This is a genomic window from Glaciecola siphonariae (assembly GCF_042652645.1).
Classification (GTDB): Bacteria; Pseudomonadota; Gammaproteobacteria; order Enterobacterales; family Alteromonadaceae; genus Glaciecola; species Glaciecola siphonariae.
In genome coordinates, this window is record NZ_JBHSGU010000002.1 from 1,170,913 (window position 1) to 1,189,041 (window position 18,129).

General features: G+C 45.0%; 16 protein-coding genes. 6 read left to right on the top strand and 10 right to left on the bottom strand.

What is annotated here, in order from left to right:
- The first annotated feature begins 176 nt into the window (after positions 1 to 176).
- Positions 177 to 2,183: an alpha/beta hydrolase family protein gene (locus tag ACFO4O_RS06590; RefSeq protein WP_382406698.1), complete on the top strand. Its 2,007-nt coding sequence runs from the start codon at positions 177 to 179 to the stop codon at positions 2,181 to 2,183.
- 89 nt (positions 2,184 to 2,272) lie between these two features.
- On the opposite strand, the gene ACFO4O_RS06595 is transcribed toward ACFO4O_RS06590, so the two are convergent.
- Genes ACFO4O_RS06595 through prmB form a run of 3 tightly spaced genes read right to left on the bottom strand, consistent with a single transcriptional unit; the run spans position 2,273 to position 5,537 of the window.
- Positions 2,273 to 3,478, bottom strand: coding sequence for an MFS transporter (locus ACFO4O_RS06595; RefSeq protein ID WP_382406700.1), 1,206 nt, complete (start codon positions 3,476 to 3,478; stop codon positions 2,273 to 2,275).
- Between the two features lie 5 nt (positions 3,479 to 3,483).
- Positions 3,484 to 4,581, bottom strand: coding sequence for a chorismate synthase (gene aroC, locus ACFO4O_RS06600; protein WP_382406702.1), 1,098 nt, complete (start codon positions 4,579 to 4,581; stop codon positions 3,484 to 3,486).
- A gap of 8 nt (positions 4,582 to 4,589) precedes the next feature.
- Positions 4,590 to 5,537: a 50S ribosomal protein L3 N(5)-glutamine methyltransferase gene (gene prmB, locus ACFO4O_RS06605; RefSeq protein WP_382406704.1), complete on the bottom strand. Its 948-nt coding sequence runs from the start codon at positions 5,535 to 5,537 to the stop codon at positions 4,590 to 4,592.
- A 117-nt stretch (positions 5,538 to 5,654) separates the two neighbouring features.
- Between prmB and smrB the strand changes: the two genes are divergently transcribed.
- Positions 5,655 to 6,203 carry an endonuclease SmrB gene (gene smrB, locus ACFO4O_RS06610; RefSeq protein WP_382406706.1) on the top strand — a complete coding sequence of 183 codons (549 nt, stop codon included), beginning with the start codon at positions 5,655 to 5,657 and terminating at the stop codon, positions 6,201 to 6,203.
- Positions 6,204 to 6,238: 35 nt separating this feature from the next.
- On the opposite strand, the gene ACFO4O_RS06615 is transcribed toward smrB, so the two are convergent.
- The 4 genes from ACFO4O_RS06615 to ACFO4O_RS06630 all read right to left on the bottom strand — a co-directional run bounded on the left by ACFO4O_RS06615 (position 6,239) and on the right by ACFO4O_RS06630 (position 11,874).
- Positions 6,239 to 6,361, bottom strand: coding sequence for a DUF3149 domain-containing protein (locus ACFO4O_RS06615; RefSeq protein WP_382406708.1), 123 nt, complete (start codon positions 6,359 to 6,361; stop codon positions 6,239 to 6,241).
- Between the two features lie 231 nt (positions 6,362 to 6,592).
- A complete protein-coding gene (locus ACFO4O_RS06620; protein ID WP_382406710.1) occupies positions 6,593 to 7,216 on the bottom strand; it encodes a transglycosylase SLT domain-containing protein in 624 nt (207 codons plus the stop codon).
- Between the two features lie 149 nt (positions 7,217 to 7,365).
- Positions 7,366 to 8,955, bottom strand: a complete 1,590-nt coding sequence (gene gshA / locus ACFO4O_RS06625; RefSeq protein ID WP_382406712.1) for a glutamate--cysteine ligase — start codon at positions 8,953 to 8,955, stop codon at positions 7,366 to 7,368.
- 66 nt (positions 8,956 to 9,021) lie between these two features.
- A complete protein-coding gene (locus tag ACFO4O_RS06630) occupies positions 9,022 to 11,874 on the bottom strand; it encodes a M16 family metallopeptidase (protein ID WP_382406714.1) in 2,853 nt (950 codons plus the stop codon).
- Positions 11,875 to 12,014: 140 nt separating this feature from the next.
- Here ACFO4O_RS06630 and ACFO4O_RS06635 point away from each other — a divergent pair, with 140 nt between their 5' ends.
- Genes ACFO4O_RS06635 through ACFO4O_RS06645 form a run of 3 tightly spaced genes read left to right on the top strand, consistent with a single transcriptional unit; the run spans position 12,015 to position 14,280 of the window.
- Positions 12,015 to 12,584, top strand: coding sequence for a hypothetical protein (locus ACFO4O_RS06635; RefSeq protein WP_382406716.1), 570 nt, complete (start codon positions 12,015 to 12,017; stop codon positions 12,582 to 12,584).
- A gap of 44 nt (positions 12,585 to 12,628) precedes the next feature.
- The gene (locus ACFO4O_RS06640) at positions 12,629 to 13,309 is read left to right on the top strand and encodes a TIGR01621 family pseudouridine synthase (protein WP_382406718.1); all 681 of its coding nucleotides are present in this window, start codon (positions 12,629 to 12,631) and stop codon (positions 13,307 to 13,309) included.
- Complete coding sequence (locus tag ACFO4O_RS06645; RefSeq protein ID WP_382406720.1) at positions 13,294 to 14,280, top strand: ketopantoate reductase family protein; 987 nt, start codon at positions 13,294 to 13,296, stop codon at positions 14,278 to 14,280. The genes ACFO4O_RS06640 and ACFO4O_RS06645 overlap by 16 nt, the downstream gene beginning before the upstream one ends.
- A gap of 19 nt (positions 14,281 to 14,299) precedes the next feature.
- Here ACFO4O_RS06645 and lysS read toward each other — a convergent pair whose 3' ends face one another.
- The gene (gene lysS, locus ACFO4O_RS06650) at positions 14,300 to 15,859 is read right to left on the bottom strand and encodes a lysine--tRNA ligase (RefSeq protein WP_382406722.1); all 1,560 of its coding nucleotides are present in this window, start codon (positions 15,857 to 15,859) and stop codon (positions 14,300 to 14,302) included.
- A gap of 40 nt (positions 15,860 to 15,899) precedes the next feature.
- Positions 15,900 to 16,998 (bottom strand): peptide chain release factor 2 gene (gene prfB, locus ACFO4O_RS06655; RefSeq protein ID WP_382406724.1). Its coding sequence is split into 2 segments (ribosomal slippage): positions 15,900 to 16,922 and positions 16,924 to 16,998, totalling 1,098 coding nucleotides; the frame shifts between segments, so codons are not numbered across the junction.
- A gap of 211 nt (positions 16,999 to 17,209) precedes the next feature.
- On the opposite strand from prfB, the gene ACFO4O_RS06660 reads away from it, so the two are divergent.
- Entirely contained in the window at positions 17,210 to 17,449 is a 240-nt protein-coding gene (locus ACFO4O_RS06660) for a hypothetical protein (protein ID WP_382406726.1), read from the top strand.
- Between the two features lie 114 nt (positions 17,450 to 17,563).
- Here the strand turns inward: ACFO4O_RS06660 and ACFO4O_RS06665 are convergent, their stop codons facing one another.
- On the bottom strand, positions 17,564 to 18,127 hold the full coding sequence (locus ACFO4O_RS06665) for an NADPH-dependent FMN reductase (protein WP_382406727.1): 564 nt from the start codon (positions 18,125 to 18,127) through the stop codon (positions 17,564 to 17,566).
- Positions 18,128 to 18,129: the final 2 nt, after the last annotated feature.

The window sequence follows — 18,129 nt, forward strand, 5'->3', positions numbered from 1 at the left end:
CTACAGTAAATGACTAAAAACCCAGCAGTGCTGGGTTTTTTTATGCGGGTTTATTAAGTTTTTTAAACTTAATAAACACATATATATTTTAACTAATTTTAGTAAATAAAAGCGCTGAGCATTGCCTGAAAGGCTCTTATCTCTTACCATTAAAAAAAATTTGAGAATGGATGCTCATGTATAAACCACTTTGTATACGCTTATGCTGCCTTACGCTCTTGTCTTTGGCACTACTTAACACGCCTGTTTTTGCTTCATCATACGACTTAAGTGTTGATGATTTTCATGCTCCGCCCGATATGCTCACCGCCAAATTATCGCCCAACGGTAAGTACGTTGCGTCGGTTTGGAACTATGATAAACAGCGAGCGGTGGTCATTTTCGATATCCAAAAATCTAAAGTCATTCATCGCTTTGGTGACGACATCATACGACCTTATAGCGTAAGCTGGGCTAACGATAATCGTCTCCTAGTAAAACTCTTAGTACCTTATAAAACTGCGCAAGTACGCCGCGATGCTAAACGCAAGGATGACTTTGATATCGACGACTACTTTATGTTTGGCCGCATCGTTGCCACTGACATCGATGGTGAGGGTCTGGTATCGCTGATGAACGACGACCGCAATGTTAAAGGGAATGTTAACCTTGCAAATATCACCCATATATTGCCCGACGACCCTGAGCACATACTGATGTCTGCATGGCGCAGAGACCGTATGACGCTTTACAAAGTCAATATCAACTCAGGAGAATCTGACCGCGTTGTTACCGGCGGAAGATTTACCGTCGCTTTTACTAACGATATAAAACGCCAGCTATTATATCGCTATGACTATCGACGCATTTCAAAAACTCTCGAAATTTTGAAATACACAAAAGAAAGCGATGAGTGGGTCAGTGTTGACACCCTTTACTTTGACGACGACGATAGAAGCAAAAATAAAATTGAGTTAGAAGACTTAGCGGGCCTCAAAGACGGCTACCTTGTGTATAGAAAGCTTAATGAAGACACGGGGTTTCATGAGCTAATTCAGGTAAAAGACGGTGAAAAAAGCGTGCTGGTATCGCTGGAAAACACCGATATAGTTGGAGTGATTACCTCAGGGATGGACAATGAAGTTATTGGCTATACTACTCTGACTGATGTTTACCGCTCCGTCTATTTTAACCAAGAAAGCCAAAACATTTACGCAAAGGCGGCAAAGTATTTTCAAGATGAAAACTTTCGCTTTAGCAATATCGCTAAAAATCAGTCTTATGCCGTCATAAAATCTTGGGGTGCATCTAATCCGGTCACCTACTTTACCTACGATATAAAAGAAGATGCGATTACTCGTTTTAACTACCCCTACAGTAGCTTACCGAGAGATCAACTGGCAGATGCCTATAAAATTCAATATCTCACACGTGACAAAGCAAGCATTACTGCCTATTTATATGCGCCTAGCGGTTTTGACTTCTCTGCACCATTGCCGCTAATCATCATGCCGCACGGCGGTCCGCAGGCGAGGGATTCACTCAATTACGATGACCTTACTCAGTTTTTATCCACTCGAGGATATATTGTAATTAAACCTAACTTTAGGGGCTCAACTGGCTACGGAAAAGCGTTTGAAAAAGCGGGCCATAAGCAGTGGGGTTTAAGAATGCAAGAGGATTTAGAAGATGCAGTTGCATTTTTAGAAAAAGAGCGCTTAATAAATCCAAACAAAGTGTGCATTGTAGGCGCATCTTACGGCGGATATGCCGCCTTAATGGGCACGATTAAAACACCGTCACTTTATGCCTGTGCCGCGAGCATTAATGGTGTGACGCATTTACCCGAACAGATCGAATTCGATTTAGACAAATTTGAAGGCAACGCAATATTAACAAGCTACGTAAAAGATACCATTGGTGATCCACAAACCGATGCAGTGATGCTGCAAGCAAGCTCTCCTGCGCTGAACGCACAGCGTATTAACACGCCCATTTTGCTGGTTCACGGTGAGGAAGATTCAGTGGTACCCTATGAACAAGCTGAATTAATGCAGGACGCTCTTGAAGCGCACAATAAAAATTTCAAATTTGTCGGCATAGAAGATGCAGGTCATAATATTTTTTATTATTCAGACCATTCTCGTCCTGTTTATGAGGCGCTAGAAACCTTTCTTTCAGAACATTTGGGCGAAGCAAAGTAGTCGCGTGTGCGTCTTATATTTTGATGAGCGCTTATTTAGACACTGAATCTAGATGTTTCGTTTAAACATACTTGGTTTAGATGCTTAGTTTAGGCGCGATTGGGCAAGGCCAGCATGCATATACCTGAAGCAAAGGCTATAAGCGCGGCAAATGCAAAGCTCACCAATGCGCCCTCTCCTTGCGCCCACATCAAACCAGACAAATAACTCCCCGAGGCCCCGCCTATCCCAAAGGCAATACTTACATACAAGGCCTGTGCTCTACTTTGAAACGCTTTAGGAAAGGTTTGCTGTAAATAATAAACCGATGCAGCGTGGGTTAAGCCAAAGCTTAAGGCGTGAATCAATTGCGTGAAGACAATAATGCTCGTATGTTCGGCAAAGACCGCTAATAAGGCCCAGCGTAAAGCGGTAAAAAACACGCTAAACACTAGCAGGCTTTTTACACCAAATCGCTTAATTAAACGCATAGCGTAGATAAAAATAATTACCTCGGCAGCCACACCTAAGCCAATAAAAACACCGGTTTGCATGCCTGAATAATCAAGGGCGCGCATATACAGCGTGAAAAAATTATAGAAGCTACCAAAACTAACTTGCAAAAAGGTATTGCCAAGTAAAAAAACAATAAAGCCAAAAGACCAAATCTTCATCTTGCTGTGAGCATCTAAAGCGTGATCCTGAGTCTTGGTGTCAGTGACCGTTTGTTGTGCTCTTGATACCACTAATAAAGAGCTTATGAATAGGCCCAGCAGCATCACAATTGACGCATACACGATTACCTGCGCGGAAAAATTATCTAACAACCACCCTACTACGAGTGTGCAGGCAATAAATCCTATGCTGCCCCAAAGCCGTATCGCCCCGTAGCCACCCTTTGAGCGCTCCGTAGCATGCGATGTAATCACCTCCAACTGCGGCAGCACGGCTGTCCAAAACATCATCATACTGGCAAACGCTATGGTGATACCTATAAATCCTTCTACCCATAAAATGCTCGAAAAACTCAAAAAGGCAAGCAAACAGCCGAGTCTAAGTACCTCGCCTACCTGACCGGTTTTATCGGCGAAGTGCGCCCACATATTTGGGCCAACAATACGAGAGAGTGAAACCACCGCCAACAGGGTGCCGATTTGGGCAGATGAAAAGCCTTTGGCATCAAGATAAATACCAACATAAGGAATGAATACGCCAAGCTGACCAAAATGAAAAATATATATAAGCGCCAGCAATACACGATTGCGGCGCTCATCGATTTGTGTGTTTGCTCTATCGGCAAACCATGACAAATACACGTCAGCTAGCGCTGAGCAGGTATAACCGGTGTTGGTGAAACAATCCCGGCGTTTTGTGCGCGATGACGCAACAAGTGGTCCATCAATACCAAGGCAAGCATAGCTTCGGCAATAGGCACGGCTCTAATGCCCACGCATGGGTCGTGTCGGCCTTTGGTAATGATGTCTGCAGACTTTCCGTCTGCGTCAATAGTTTCGCCCGATATAGAGATACTCGAGGTGGGTTTAAGGGCCATGTGCACTAGAATTTCTTGTCCGGTAGATATACCGCCCAATACACCACCGCTGTGGTTGCTATGGAAACCCTCAGGCGACATCTGGTCGCGATGATCAGTGCCTTTTTGAGTGACCACATCAAACCCATCGCCTAACTCAACGCCTTTTACTGCATTGATACCCATCATGGCGTGGGCAATCTCTGCGTCTAGTCGGTCAAACACTGGCTCGCCTAAGCCAACTGGCACATTGACTGCCGACACGCTCACTTTCGCACCAATAGAGTTACCCTCTTTCTTCAAATCTCGCATATAGGCATCTAGCGCCTCTAGCTTAGTTTCATCAGGGCAGAAAAACGGGTTGGTATTAGTCACGCTATGGTCAACACAATCAATCGCAATTGGCCCAAGTTGCGACAAATAACCGCGCACCTCAATACCATAGATTTGTTTTAAATACTTCTTCGCAATGCCGCCGGCGGCAACGCGCACAGCCGTCTCTCGCGCAGAAGACCGGCCACCGCCGCGGTAATCCCGAAACCCAAATTTTTGCTGGTAAGTATAGTCTGCGTGTCCGGGCCTAAAGGCATCCTTAATTTTTGAATAATCTTGGCTGCGTTGGTCGGTGTTATTGATAAGCAGGCCAATGCTGGTGCCCGTTGTTTTACCTTCAAATACGCCTGATAAAATTTTTACTTCGTCTTCTTCGCGCCGTGCGGTGGTATAGCGTGACGTTCCAGGCTTGCGTCGGTCTAAGTCGCCCTGCAAGTCATCTTCACATAGCTCAAGGCCGGGAGGACAGCCGTCCACCACACCGCCGATGGCGAGTCCATGGCTCTCTCCAAACGTGCTTACGGTAAAAATTTTTCCGAAGGTATTTCCTGACATCCTAACGCTTACTCCAATTCGTCCAATATATCTTGCTGCGCAATCAACTGCGCTTTACTCACGGCAAAAATGCCGCTACCGCCTTGTTCCAATTCGCACCACGTAACCTGTAATCCGTTAAAACGCTCGGCAAAGTTCACTTCGCTATTACCCACTTCAACAAATAGCCATCCGTCATCACGAAGATGCTCTATAGCGTGTGAAACAATTTTCATGGTGAGGTCTAAACCATCGGCGCCAGACGCCAATGCATGTTCGGGCTCGTGATGATATTCCTGAGGCAAATCAGCCATATCTTGGGCATCTACATAAGGCGGATTGGCAATAATTAAATCGTATTGCTGGCCCTTAAGCTCAGTGTAAACGTCAGACGATATGGGGTAAACACGCTCTTCTAACTGATAGTTTGCAATATTAATCGAGGCGACTTCAAGGGCGTCCATGTCGATATCGACTGCATCTACCGCGGCATCTTCAAACGCTTTGGCCAAGATAATAGCGATACAGCCACTGCCGGTGCACATATCAAGGATATGGGTCGGGCTGAAGTGCTTAGATACAAAGGGTGCAAAACGTTTATTGATCAGCTCAGCAAATGGAGAGCGAGGTATAAGCACTCGCTCATCCACATAAAACGGCATCTGCGCAAACCAAGCAATATTGCTGATGTAAGGCAAAGGCTTAGCATGCTGCGCGCGCAGGCGCACCCACGTATCGAGCTTATCAATTTCATCTTGTATCAATCGGCTTTGATACACCACGCTCTTTTGCGCTTGGCCAAGCATCAAAGGGATGTCTAAGGCTTGAAACACTAAATGCTCAGCTTCATCCCAGATGTTATCGGTTCCGTGACCTAAAAAAATATCGTTTCGATGACATTCGCTTATGGTAAAGCGAATCCAATCACCAATCGTGAGCAAATTGTGTGTATCGCTGTTGTGATCGTGTGTTTGCATGTTTGCTAGCTTGCCAGAATGTCATTGGCAACACCTGAAACGGTGTATGCGTTTGCCGTGTATTTGTGGCAATATAATACGCATTATTTACCGGAATTTCGCTGATAATTTAAAAAGATGGATAAAAAAGTCTCAAAGTTAGCCCAAGACCTAAATTTTAGCGAGATGTTTGCCGACGCCAAGCCCGTGCAGCACACTCAATATGTGCAAGACCCAAAAGAGAAGCGCGCCTTGAACAAACGCCCAGCGGTAAAAACGAGTAAAGAAGGTAAGCGCCGAGCAGCTAGCTTTGAGTTTTCTGATGGCTTTGAAGCCTATTTTGACCCTAGCAAAGCCTTGAAATTTGCGCGTAAAACAAGCGAGGCTGAACAAGGTATTAAACGCATTCGACGCGGTGAAATTGTGCCCGAACTTGAGCTAGATTTACACGGCTTAACCACTCAACAGGCAAAGCTTGAGCTTGCAGCGGCTATCGATGAGGCGGTGCGCCGACATTATGAATGCATTCAGGTCATACATGGCGTAAGCGGAGGCGTGCTCAAACAAAAAGTGCCCAATTATTTAGTTCAACATCCAAAAGTACTTGGCTTTCATCAGGCACCCCTTGAGTGGGGCGGAAAAGGCGCAGTACTTGTACTGATTGAATTTATCGCGCCCCTGCCCTAATACGCAGGCGCATTTAGCGGCTTCACAAAGCTTAATTAGTTATCTTCGGCAACATTGTGTAAAAACAAATACACATAGTATGCGCAAATAGCAACCACAACAAAAATACCGAACACTGAACCCCATGCGACTGGATCTGATAATAGAAGGTCTAACATACTGTTTCCTGCCTTGTTGATTAAAAAACAACGATATTGTGGCAAAACGTCAGAAAACTAAGCTGATCTAGATCAAGCAAATTTACGCTCAAACAACCGAAGACATTTGTTTATTAATCCAGATCAATATTTAGACGATTTAGCGCTGAGATGGCACGCAAAGCGATGGGGCATGAATAATAACTTACCCATCTTGCTCAGAAGAGCATCTCAGCAGATATATGAAAGGTATTAAGTGAAAAGGCGCATAAACCAGCCTTTGTTTAACTCGTCTTCACACGTTTTCAGCTGGGCAGCATAGCGTTTTGAGCGAGCGTCTACCTTTTGCGCAACCTTTACAAGCCACTGCTTCTGTCGATACGTTTTGCGTTTGTATCCGCCCCACCCTTCATGATAGTTGAGATACTGAGCACCCGCATCCCACTTAGAAATACGATTTATCGTGTGAGTTTTGCTAATAAACCAGCCCATAAAATCAATCGCATCATCAAAGTCATCGCGGTCTGCAAAACGGCTATTAGTCTCGCGCTTGTAATCGTCCCATGTCATCGTTTTCGCCTGCGCATAGCCGTAAGCACTGCTCACTCGCCCCCAGGGTATTAAGCCAAAAAAAACATAATCTCGAGGAGGGAGCGCGTCGTGTCGAAATGAGCTTTCTTGGTACATCATTGCCATAGGCACATGAATGGGAACGCCCCATTTGTCACGCATATCCTTTGCGGCATCATACCAATCACGCTTTTCTTCAAATATGTGACACAGATTCTCACGACTCGAAGGCTGAGTAGTGGCGCAGCCCCCTAGAATAAAGACACTGAGCATTGTTAGCGCTATGTAGATGATTTTTTTTGACATTTTTTTGAACTTCTTAGTAGCTTACGTACTCTTATGTACAGATTAAATGTGTTTCCCTAAGTGTGTATTGACCCAGCGATTTCGCTGGGTTTTTTTTGCCTAAATTTTCACCTTTGGTGAGTAAGCGCATAAGCGCATAAGATGCGACTCTATCGCGTTTTACTCGACCCAAAATAATCTTTAATAAAATCGTTAAAAGACTGAGTATCACTGGCCTCAATGTCAGCCTGCTTTAGCATGGATACTTTTGCCTGTTCTTCAAAATCGACTTTCGAAATATTGCGATAGTCCATTTCTTGAATAAACGTTTTATATTCTTTTGCCAGCTCCATACCTAAAATACTGTTGTCTATTTCATTTTCTTGCAGAGTATTTAACCAGCGCCCTGAAAAGGTTTGCGACGCATCGACAAATTTATGCGCCTGCGTTGTAACCGCTTGGCTAAATTTTTTGCTTGCATGAGCCTCATCTAAAACAGAGGCAACTTGCATCAGGTCTTCCATAAGCGTCTCGCCCCATTTTGCGAGCGAAATTGACTGACCGGCATTACTTAGTTGCAAATCAGCTTGGCGACCTTTGAGCACAACGTCTACAAAATTCGCCTGATTCTCTTTGTTGGCAGCATCTGAAAAATCGACCGAAGGCAGCGCCAAACAATACAATAAAAATACGTCCAAAAAGTCAATCTGGTGCGCATCTAAGCCCACCGGCGAGAACGGGTTAACGTCCAAGGAACGAATTTCCAAATAGCTCACGCCTCTATCTTCAAGTGCGTCGGTGGGCTTTTCCATCGAGTTAGCCACTTGCTTTGGACGAATAGGTGAATACAGCTCATTTTCAATTTGCAGTACGTTTTTATTCAACTGCTGCCATTTGCCATTTTCGCCCGCACTTATGTGCGCATATTGCTCTGCCGGCAAATTAATCGCTTCTCGAAGGGTACTGACATAGGTTGATAAATCGTTGTAGCAGATGCGCAAATTTGACTGTGCTGTACTGGTATATCCAAGGTCGCTCATACGCAGCGATGTAGCATGCGGTAAAAACAGCGTACCACGGCCAATTTTTTCAAAAGGATGTGGAACCTTTCTGTGGCTTATAAATGAGCCGCATAGAGCGGGCGACGCACCGAATAAATAAGGAATTACCCATGCCAGACGTTTAAACTGGCGGACAAGTGAGAAATACTGAGAGGAAATGCCAATTTTGTCTGCCGGCATTTGCATCTTGTCGCACCATAGCTGCCAAAAACTCTCTGGCAGTGAAAAATTAAAGTGTACACCACTAATTACCTGCATCATGCTGCCATAGCGATTATGCAGGCCGCTTCGGTACACTTCTTTCATCTTCGCAATATTTGATTTCCCGTATCGCGCAATGGGAATATTCGTTTGAGCGTCTATAAAACAAGGCATACTCATAGGCCATAAGTATTCGTCGCCTATGTTGTCGTATGTAAACTTATGAATATCAATAAGCTGCTCTATGGTCGTCGCCGTATGCGACTCAGGCGGCGTAATAAACTCAAGTAAGGATTCTGAAAAGTCGGTGGTGATTAGGTCATGCGTTAGCGCTGAGCCGAGCGCTTGAGGATGTGAGCCGGCAGCGAGACCACCGCTTTGATTGACTCTGAGTGTTTCTCTCTCTACACCATGTTTTATATCTTTTAGGGTGGCGCAAATGTTGGTTGACGCCAGTGTCGCTAAGCGCTGTTCAAATGTTGTGGGTAATGTACTCAAAAAATCTATCCAATACGTTGTACGCCCTATCGCAACGCTAGAGCGTAATTAATGTCACAGTTCTCGTTAACGAGGCACATCGAGCATAACAATTTCACGCCCCAGTTCTTTCAGTTGAGGCGCTATGTTGGCGGCATCTCCCACCACTACAATATCCATCGTTGTGCTGTCTAGCCATTTTTTCGATAAGGCGTTTAACTCTTCAGTAGTAATCTGTTGAATAATAGCTTGTTGTTTAGCACCAAAGTCTTTGTCTAAGTTTAGCGAAAGAATCCGAATTAGATAGCCTGCTTTCTGTCTTGGTGTTTCATAGCTCAATGCATCGGATTGTGAATAGGCATTTTTCAAAAATGCTAGCTCGTCTTCGGTCATGCCTTGGTCTTGATAGCGATTTATTTCAGACAAAAACTCATCGATGCTTGCTTTGGTAAACTCTCCAGAAACATCGGCTCCAGCGCTGAAATAGCCTAAGTTTTTACCGCCAACAAAACCACTGCGCGCCCCATATGTGTAGCCTTTATCCTCTCGCAGATTCAAATTAATACGACTATTGAACATGCCCCCTAAGGGGTAATTGGCTAGCGTAAGTTGAAAGTACTCATCATATGGGTCAAACACTGGTGCTTGCTTAAATATCGAAATAACCGACTGCACTGCACCGGGGTTATCTACGATAAATATTTTACCCTCGTCGTTTGATGCTTCAGGGGAAAAACTTGGAACGCTGTAATCTTGCGCTTCCCATTGCTCTAAAAATCCAACAAGTTCAAGGGTACGTTCTTGGCTGGCATCTCCTACCATGACCACTTGTGCATGATTAGGCCGATAGAACGAGTCATAAAACTCTCTCACGTCATCTAGGGTAATATCATTGATACTCGCCAAGGTACCGCTGTCGGGCAAACCTATTCGAGTCTGCGTGCCGTAAAGCACAGCATCTCTGGCTCTAGACGCTAAGACTGAAGGATTTTTAAGCTGTTGCTGTAAACCCTGTAAGGTTCGCTGCTTCGCCAACATAAAATCCGCCTCGCTGAATGCCGGCCGAAACAAACGATCTTCTAACAGAGCCATCGTTTGTTCTGCGTTTTTCACCAGCGTGCTTACATATACATTGGTGTAGCGTCCGGATGTATCAACACTTATTGAGCTACCCAGAAGGGCTAAGGCATTGGCGAAGTCTTCTGTGCTGTAATTTTGCGTGCTTTCGTTCATCAACTGTGCAGTAAATGCGGCCAGTCCGGGTTTTTCCACGCTATCGAGCAGCACACCACCTTCCATACTTATGGTAAAACTCAAGGTCGGCGTTTCGCTGGTTTGAATACCTACGACTTGCAGTTTGTTAGGCAATTCGCTGCGCCAAAAATCAGGAATGCTAACGGGTTTATTGACGCTTGCATTGGGGATTTTACTGCGATCAAAGCTATCATCTGCCTTTACCGGCGATGCTTGCAGCGAGCTATCTGGCTCACTCGCTTCGGTTATGCGTCGAGGCGGCAAGTCAAAGTTCTGTGGTGCAACAGCTAGCGCTTCCGCGCCATGGGGAACGATGCTTAACACAACCGCCGGTTTTTGCTTCACGTATTGTTGATACACGCGCATAACATCGGCTTTGCTGACCGCATTGTAGCGCTCAATATCTTCCTTAATTCGATCAGGGTTATTTTCAAAGGTTTCACTGCTGGCAAGTGCCCTGACCTTGCCTGATACGCTCTGCAAACCAAATATGGTGCTAGTTTCTATGCTAGCCTTAACGCGGTTCAAGTCATCGTCTTGCACCCCGCGCGTTTCAAATTCGGTCAACGAGTTTTGTACAATATCACTAAGCTGCTTTAAGTTTTGCACCGCCTGAGGATTTGCCAAGGCAAAGATTTGAAATTCACACGCGAGCTCACGGCATGGATGCCCTACAAAAGCCTGCACAGCCAAGCCATTTTTCACCATGTTTTTATACAACAAGGATGTTTTACCACCGCCGAGAATATTGGCCAAAACATCAAGAGGAGCCTCATCAGCATGCCCTGCATACACAGTGGGTAGCGTAATTTGCAGTAAAGGAAGGTGAACCTTATCTTCTAGCGTGAGGTAGCGGGTTTCAGATAGCTTTGCTGGCTGTTTCGGCGCATCTGTGACTTCTGGGCCTCTGGGAATGGTGCCGAAATACTTTTCAATCCATTGCTTGGTTTGTTCAATATCAATATCGCCGCCAATGGTGATAACGGCATTATTTGGACCGTACCACCGCGCAAAAAAGGCTTTGAGGTCGTCAAGACCTACTCGGTCTAAATCTTCAACATAACCAATAGTTGACCATGAATACGGGTGACCAACAGGATACAAAGCCTCTCCAATACGCTCTGAGCGTAAGCCATAGGGCTGATTGTCGATTCGTTGCCCACGTTCGTTTTTAACGGTCTCGCGCTGATTTTCAAACTTTTCTTGGGTAACAGCCGGCAGCAAAAAGCCCATGCGATCGGCCTCGAGCCACAGCACTTTTTCTAGCTGGTTTGCCGGCACGGTTTGATAGTAATTAGTGATATCACTGTTAGTAGAGCCATTTAAATTACCGCCCGCCTCGGTAATAATTTTGAAATGCTCCTCGTCTGCAACATTTTGTGAGCCCTGAAACATCATATGCTCGAAAAAATGCGCAAAGCCCGAACGCCCGTATTCCTCGCGAGCTGACCCTACATGATATGTAACATTAACATTTACCAGCGGATCGGAATTATCAGGATGCAAAATCACTGTTAAGCCATTAGCAAGCTCATACTTTAAATGAGCAATAGTATCGCCTTGCAGCTGCAGAGCCGCTGGGCCTTGCGGCTCTTTTTGCACATTAAGATGTGAACTTGGGTTGCTACATGCCAAAAGAAGTGTTGTAGAGATAAGCGCTATAGCGAAATGGAATATTTTAAGCATGAAAATCCAGCGTTCGGTTATAAAACAGTAGGTATGATGAATAATAATGGTCAATTTGTAAAAGACTTTGTTGTCGCCTCCTATTTGTATTAAGCTTAATGCCAATCAAAGCACTGATAATACAAGTAAAAGGTTATAACGTGTCAGAAACAAAGCCCCTCGTAGACTATGATTTTGGCCTGAGCCAATTAGGCGGAAATGCAGAACTATTGAATAAAATGCTGGGTAAGTTCAAAGGCGAATTCAGAGAGGCACCGCAGTATGTGAAGCAACAAATGCAAGAGGGTAATTTTGACCAAGCCAAAATGAAGGTGCACACCACCAAAGGGATCACCGGTAATTTAGGTTTACTCGCCTTGTTCGAATGCAGTAAAACCCTCGACGCACAGCTCAAACAAGCCATTGCAAGCGACGATACAATTGCTGAGTTTGAGTCCATTACGCAAGCTACCTGCGAACGTATCGATGAGCTTATTTCAGCAAGTAAAAACGACAGTGGGCAAAGCGACACGGCAAAACAACATAAGCATGTCGATGACGCTAAACAAAAACTATTGGAGCTGCTAGAGCGCCACGAGTTTATTGATGATTCACTTTTGCGCGATTTAATGGGTTCTTTGAATATGAGTGATGCTGACAAAACACAGATTGTTGACCTCATAGAGCAGCTACAATACGAGCAAGCTGCTTCAATGCTTAACTCCCAATAAGCAATGCTCAACAGTAAAACGTCAACCCTTCCCTTGGCTGAAATGTGACGCTACCTATACCTGGCTCAGTACCGGTGGTATTTGAGCATTCTGATTTTATTGTTGTAGACAAACCTGTAGGCGTGCCTATGCACGATGCACAGCAGGGCATTACTTCTGTGCTTACACAGCAAGACCCAAATCATCAATGGCATTTAGTCCACCGATTAGACACCGCAACAAGCGGTTTGCTGATCGTTGCCAAACACAAGAACAGCGCCAGCGCGCTCAGCGAACTATTTGCACAACGACGAATAGAAAAGTACTACATTGCCTTGAGTGACAATAAGCCAAAGAAGAAGCAAGGACTTGTAAAGGGCGATATGCAAAAAGCCCGCGGTGGTTCATACAAGCTGAGCACGTCGTTAAAAAATCCAGCTATCACTCAGTTTTATTCGTGCTCACATAGTCCTGGCATAAGAGCGTTTTTGCTAAAACCGCACACCGGCAAAACTCATCAAATTCGAGTTGCGCTTAAATCACAGGGCGCGGCTATTTTGGGCGATGAGCGCTATGGAGGCAGTGATGCAGACAGAATGTATTTATGTAGCTACGCTCTGCGATTCATGTATGAACAACAGCCCATTGAAGTGATTCATTTAAGTAAACACGGTGCGTTATTGCACGATTTTGAACTGCCAGCGCAATGGCAACAGCCTTGGATAATGCCATGGCCGCCTCTATGAATCCCAAGAGTGAGCGCAAGCACATTGGCGTGATTGGCTGCGGTGCGATTGGGCTTAGCTTAACGCATTTGCTGTGCAAGTCAGGGCATGATTGCACTGTGCTAACGCGAGACGATAGCCAACAAACATTTACGGTATTAACGCCAGATGGAAAAAGCGAGACTATTGCCACTGCCCAGCGCGTGTTAAAAACGCTTACTACAGAAGATTTTGACCGTTTTGATTTACTGATAGTGCCCGTAAAACACTACCAACTTGCGCCTCTTCTAGCGGATATAGCACATTTACTTCCTCAGCGTCTCCCGCTTTTGCTTTTGCAAAATGGCGTTGGAGGAGATGAACTGATTGGCAAATACCTAGCGCGCAACCCACGCTTTGTTGGCATCACGACAGATGCCGTTGTAAAGACAGGTGCATCATGTATTAAGGTAAACGCAAGAGGTGAACTACTGATTGGTTACTCGCTCGTGAGCGAATCAGGCAACTTAAGCACTGAGAATGTTGGCGCACAGGCACACTATCAACAGATGCCATCCGCAATGCACGGGCTTATAGCGGCGCACCCCAATGCTCATTGGAAGGCCAACATTGCGCAATATGTATATCGAAAACTGGCGGTTAACGCCGTTATTAACCCTATTAGCGCTAGATATCGGTGTAAAAATGGCGAAATACGTAACTACCCTGAGTTACTAAATGGACTAAAGCAAGAAGTGTTTGCGATATATACGCATTTGAACCTTGGATTAAATATCAGCGAGTTGAACGCCTATATCGATGAAGTCATAGCTTTGACCGCCGAAAATTACTCATCAATGTATCAAGATATTACGCATCAGCGACCAAGTGAGTTAGACGGTATACTCTCTAGTCTTCTACAAAAAGCGGCACAAGAAAATATTCAAGTGCCGTTTATGCAAAGCCTCTTTGATGACTTACAGGCAGAAATCAGCGCTTATTTAAACGCTTAACTATGCTCTTAAATCGGCTCTACACCTTTTCATCTTGCTTTGACGGCGCCAGCGGACGCATGTGAGGAAACAGGATTACGTCTTTTATCGTCGGGCTGTCTGAAAACAACATTACCAGTCTGTCTATACCAATTCCCTCGCCGGCGGTTGGTGCAAGACCATACTCAAGTGCAGTAATATAATCTTCATCAAAGTGCATGGCCTCGTCATCGCCCGCGTCTTTTTCTTCAACTTGCTTTTTAAAGCGAGCGGCTTGGTCTTCTGGGTCGTTGAGCTCTGAAAACCCATTTGCCAACTCGCGTCCGCCCACAAAAAACTCAAAGCGGTCGGTAACAAAGGCATTTTCGTCGTTACGGCGCGCCAAAGGTGATACCTCCCAAGGGTAGGCGGTGATAAAGGTGGGTTGGTCGAGCTTCTCTTCAGCCGTTGCCTCAAAAATTTCGCATAAATATTTACCCGCACCCCAAATGCCGTCTACCTCTGGCTCTTTGATATGCAGTTGCTTAGCCATTGCTTTTAGCTCTGGTAAATGGTTTTCAGGGTCGTTGATTGCTTGCTGGTTTGCCTCGGGCCAATATTTGATAATGGCCTCGCTCATAGTCAAGCGAGCGAAGGGCTGACCAAAGTCATATACTGTTTCACTGACGACTTCACCATCGGCGTTTTTCTGCGTATTTTTTACTTGCGTGGTGCCCAGAACACTTTGAGCGACCTCACGCAGCATCTCTTCGGTTAAGTTCATCAAGTCCTTGTAATCAGCATAGGCTTGATAAAACTCTAGCATCGTAAACTCAGGATTATGACGTGTTGATAAACCTTCATTTCTAAAGTTACGGTTTATTTCAAAAACGCGCTCAAGCCCGCCTACCACAAGGCGCTTTAGATATAACTCTGGCGCAATGCGCAAATACATATCAATATCGAGTGCATTGTGGTGGGTCACAAAAGGTTTTGCAGTTGCGCCGCCGGGGATAACCTGCAGCATAGGCGTTTCAACTTCAATAAATCGACGCTGGGTTAAAAATTGACGGATACCATTCACTACCTGCGAGCGGATTTGAAACGTGCGGCGCGTATCAGGATTAGTAATCAAATCAACATAACGCTGTCGATATTTTGTTTCTTGGTCGGCCAAGCCGTGAAACTTTTCGGGCAATGGTCTCAGCGCCTTTGTGAGTAACTGATAGCTCTCCATATTGACGTATAAGTCGCCTTTGCCCGATTTATGAAGCTGGCCCTTTACGCCAATAATATCGCCAATATCCAAACTACCATATTGCTCTTTAAGCGCTTTTTGCACGGTCTTATCGGCATAGGCCTGTATGCGCCCAGTCATATCTTGCAGCAGCATAAACGGGCCCCGTTTAGCCATGATACGCCCCGCTAAACATATTTGATGATTGTTTTGCGCTAGGGTTTCTTTATCAAATTCACCAAACTCGTTCTGTACGTCTTGTGCGTAATGTTCGCGTCTAAATTGATTCGGAAAACCATTTGAATCGCAGCGACTTCTTATATCGTCAAGCTTAGCTCGTCGCTCTGCAATTAATTTGTTTTCGTCTTGCGCTTGCTCGGTCATGAATCTTCCTAATGAGTAAAATTACTAAGTGAATATTGACTTATAGCCCAGACTTTAAGCTGGCTATAATAAATTTGTTTAAATCGCCGTCGAGCACCGCTTGCGTATTGCGGGTTTCAACGCCAGTACGCAGGTCTTTAATGCGCGAGTCGTCGAGTACGTATGAACGAATTTGACTGCCCCACCCGATATCAGATTTATTGTCTTCTAACACCTGTTTTTCTGCATTTTGCTTCTGCAGCTCAAGCTCATAGAGCTTTGCTTTAAGCTGCTTCATAGCCTGATCGCGGTTTTTGTGCTGCGAGCGATCGTTTTGACATTGCACCACCGTGTTTGTAGGCACGTGAGTAATACGAATTGCGGAATCTGTTCGGTTAACATGCTGTCCGCCTGCGCCAGATGCTCGGTAGGTGTCAATACGTAAATCGGCAGGGTTTATCTCTATTTCAATGTCGTCGTTTACCTCAGGGTAGGCAAAGGCTGAGGCAAATGAAGTATGTCTGCGATTGCCAGAATCAAAAGGTGATTTTCGCACTAAACGGTGTACACCGGTTTCGGTGCGAAGCCAGCCAAATGCATACTCACCGGTAAACTTAATGGTCGCACTTTTTATGCCGGCCACATCGCCATCAGATACCTCAATTAGCTCTGTCTTAAATCCGTTATCCTCACCCCAACGCAAATACATTCTAAGCAACATATTAGCCCAGTCCTGCGCTTCGGTGCCGCCAGAGCCAGACTGAATATCAATATATCCGTCATTAGCATCGTTAGGGCCTGAAAACATGCGTCTAAACTCAAGTTTTTCTAAGGACGCGATAAGTGTTTCAAGCTCACTTTGCGCTTCATTGAAGGTTTCTTCATCTTCTGCCTCAAGGGCGAGTTCAACTAGGCCTTCAACATCTTCAGTGCCTTTTTCAAGCTCGACGATTGTCTCAACAACTTGTTCAAGCGCCACCTTTTCTTTGCCGAGTGCTTGCGCGTAGTCAGGATTATCCCAAACTTTAGCGTCTTCTAGCTCTCGACTTACTTCTTCTAAACGCTCTACTTTGACATCGTAGTCAAAGATACCCCCTAAGCGACGTGGTGCGCTCACGAATATCAGCAATGGCGTTATAGACGGGATTCACTTCGAACATATTTATTGGCTTTCTTGTAAGAGGATAAAAATTGCGCCTAAGTTTACCGAAAGATACCAACATTTGACAGAGCTTCGTCAAATACTCTCGTGCGCTTACGTTAAGATATTCATATCCTGTTACGCTTTTACACTTGTTAAAAAGTGTTATATCCCATATGTTTAGATAATCATTAAGAAAGTAGACGTTGATACTGTAAAGGAGACGACGAATGGCAGGACAAGGTTCCGGCGGCAATGTGATTGCGGCGATTTGTAATATATTTTTCCCCGGTTTAGGGCAATTGGTACAGGGGCGTATTCTAGCAGCCTTGGCGTTTTTTGTGATCACTGCCTGCTGTTATGCGCTAGCGGCAACAGTCGTATTAGCCATTGTATTTTGGCCGCTGGGCGTTATCTTTCATCTGTGGTCTATTATTAGCGCGGCACGCTATCGGCCTGAAAGTTTATAAGCTCAGCTAAACATGAACTGGCGTTTGAAAAACGGGGCCAGTGCAGATTGGCACAAGTAGCCAAAATTATATGCCCCGTTTTGTTATTTAAGGTTTGTTTTCAATAAGTTGGGCTTATTTAAGCATTGACGCAAGCTGCTTACCGATGTTGTGCAACTTTTTGACCGTGACTTCATCACTGATTTGATGCTCATCGTTAACCAAATTACCTACGTTACTTATAGCTAATTGATCGCCCAGCACGTTTACGCCGATATTGCTTAGTAATAAACGCACCGGAACCAACACCCTGATGCCGCCTAAACCACCTGGTGAGGCCGCAATCAATGCTGCAAACTTACCTTTAAACGCCTCAAGAGGTTTTTCACCTTCTTCTTTGCGCGAGGCCCAATCAATCGCATTCTTAAACAAGGCGCTATAGCCGCTGTTATATTCTGGGCTGGCTATTAAAAAGGCATCATGACTTTTTAATAGCTCTTTGAGGGCCTTAGCCTTTTCTGGCATGCCGTGCTCGGCCTCTAAATCTTCGGTAAAGATTGGAATGTCAGCATATTCAGACATATCAACTACCGTAACGTCACAACCTGCTTGAGTTGCGCCCTCTGCAGCCTTCTTTACCGCCGCAAAGTTGTATGAATGTTTTCTGCCTGAGCCGGCAAAAGCGAGGATTTTGCTCATGA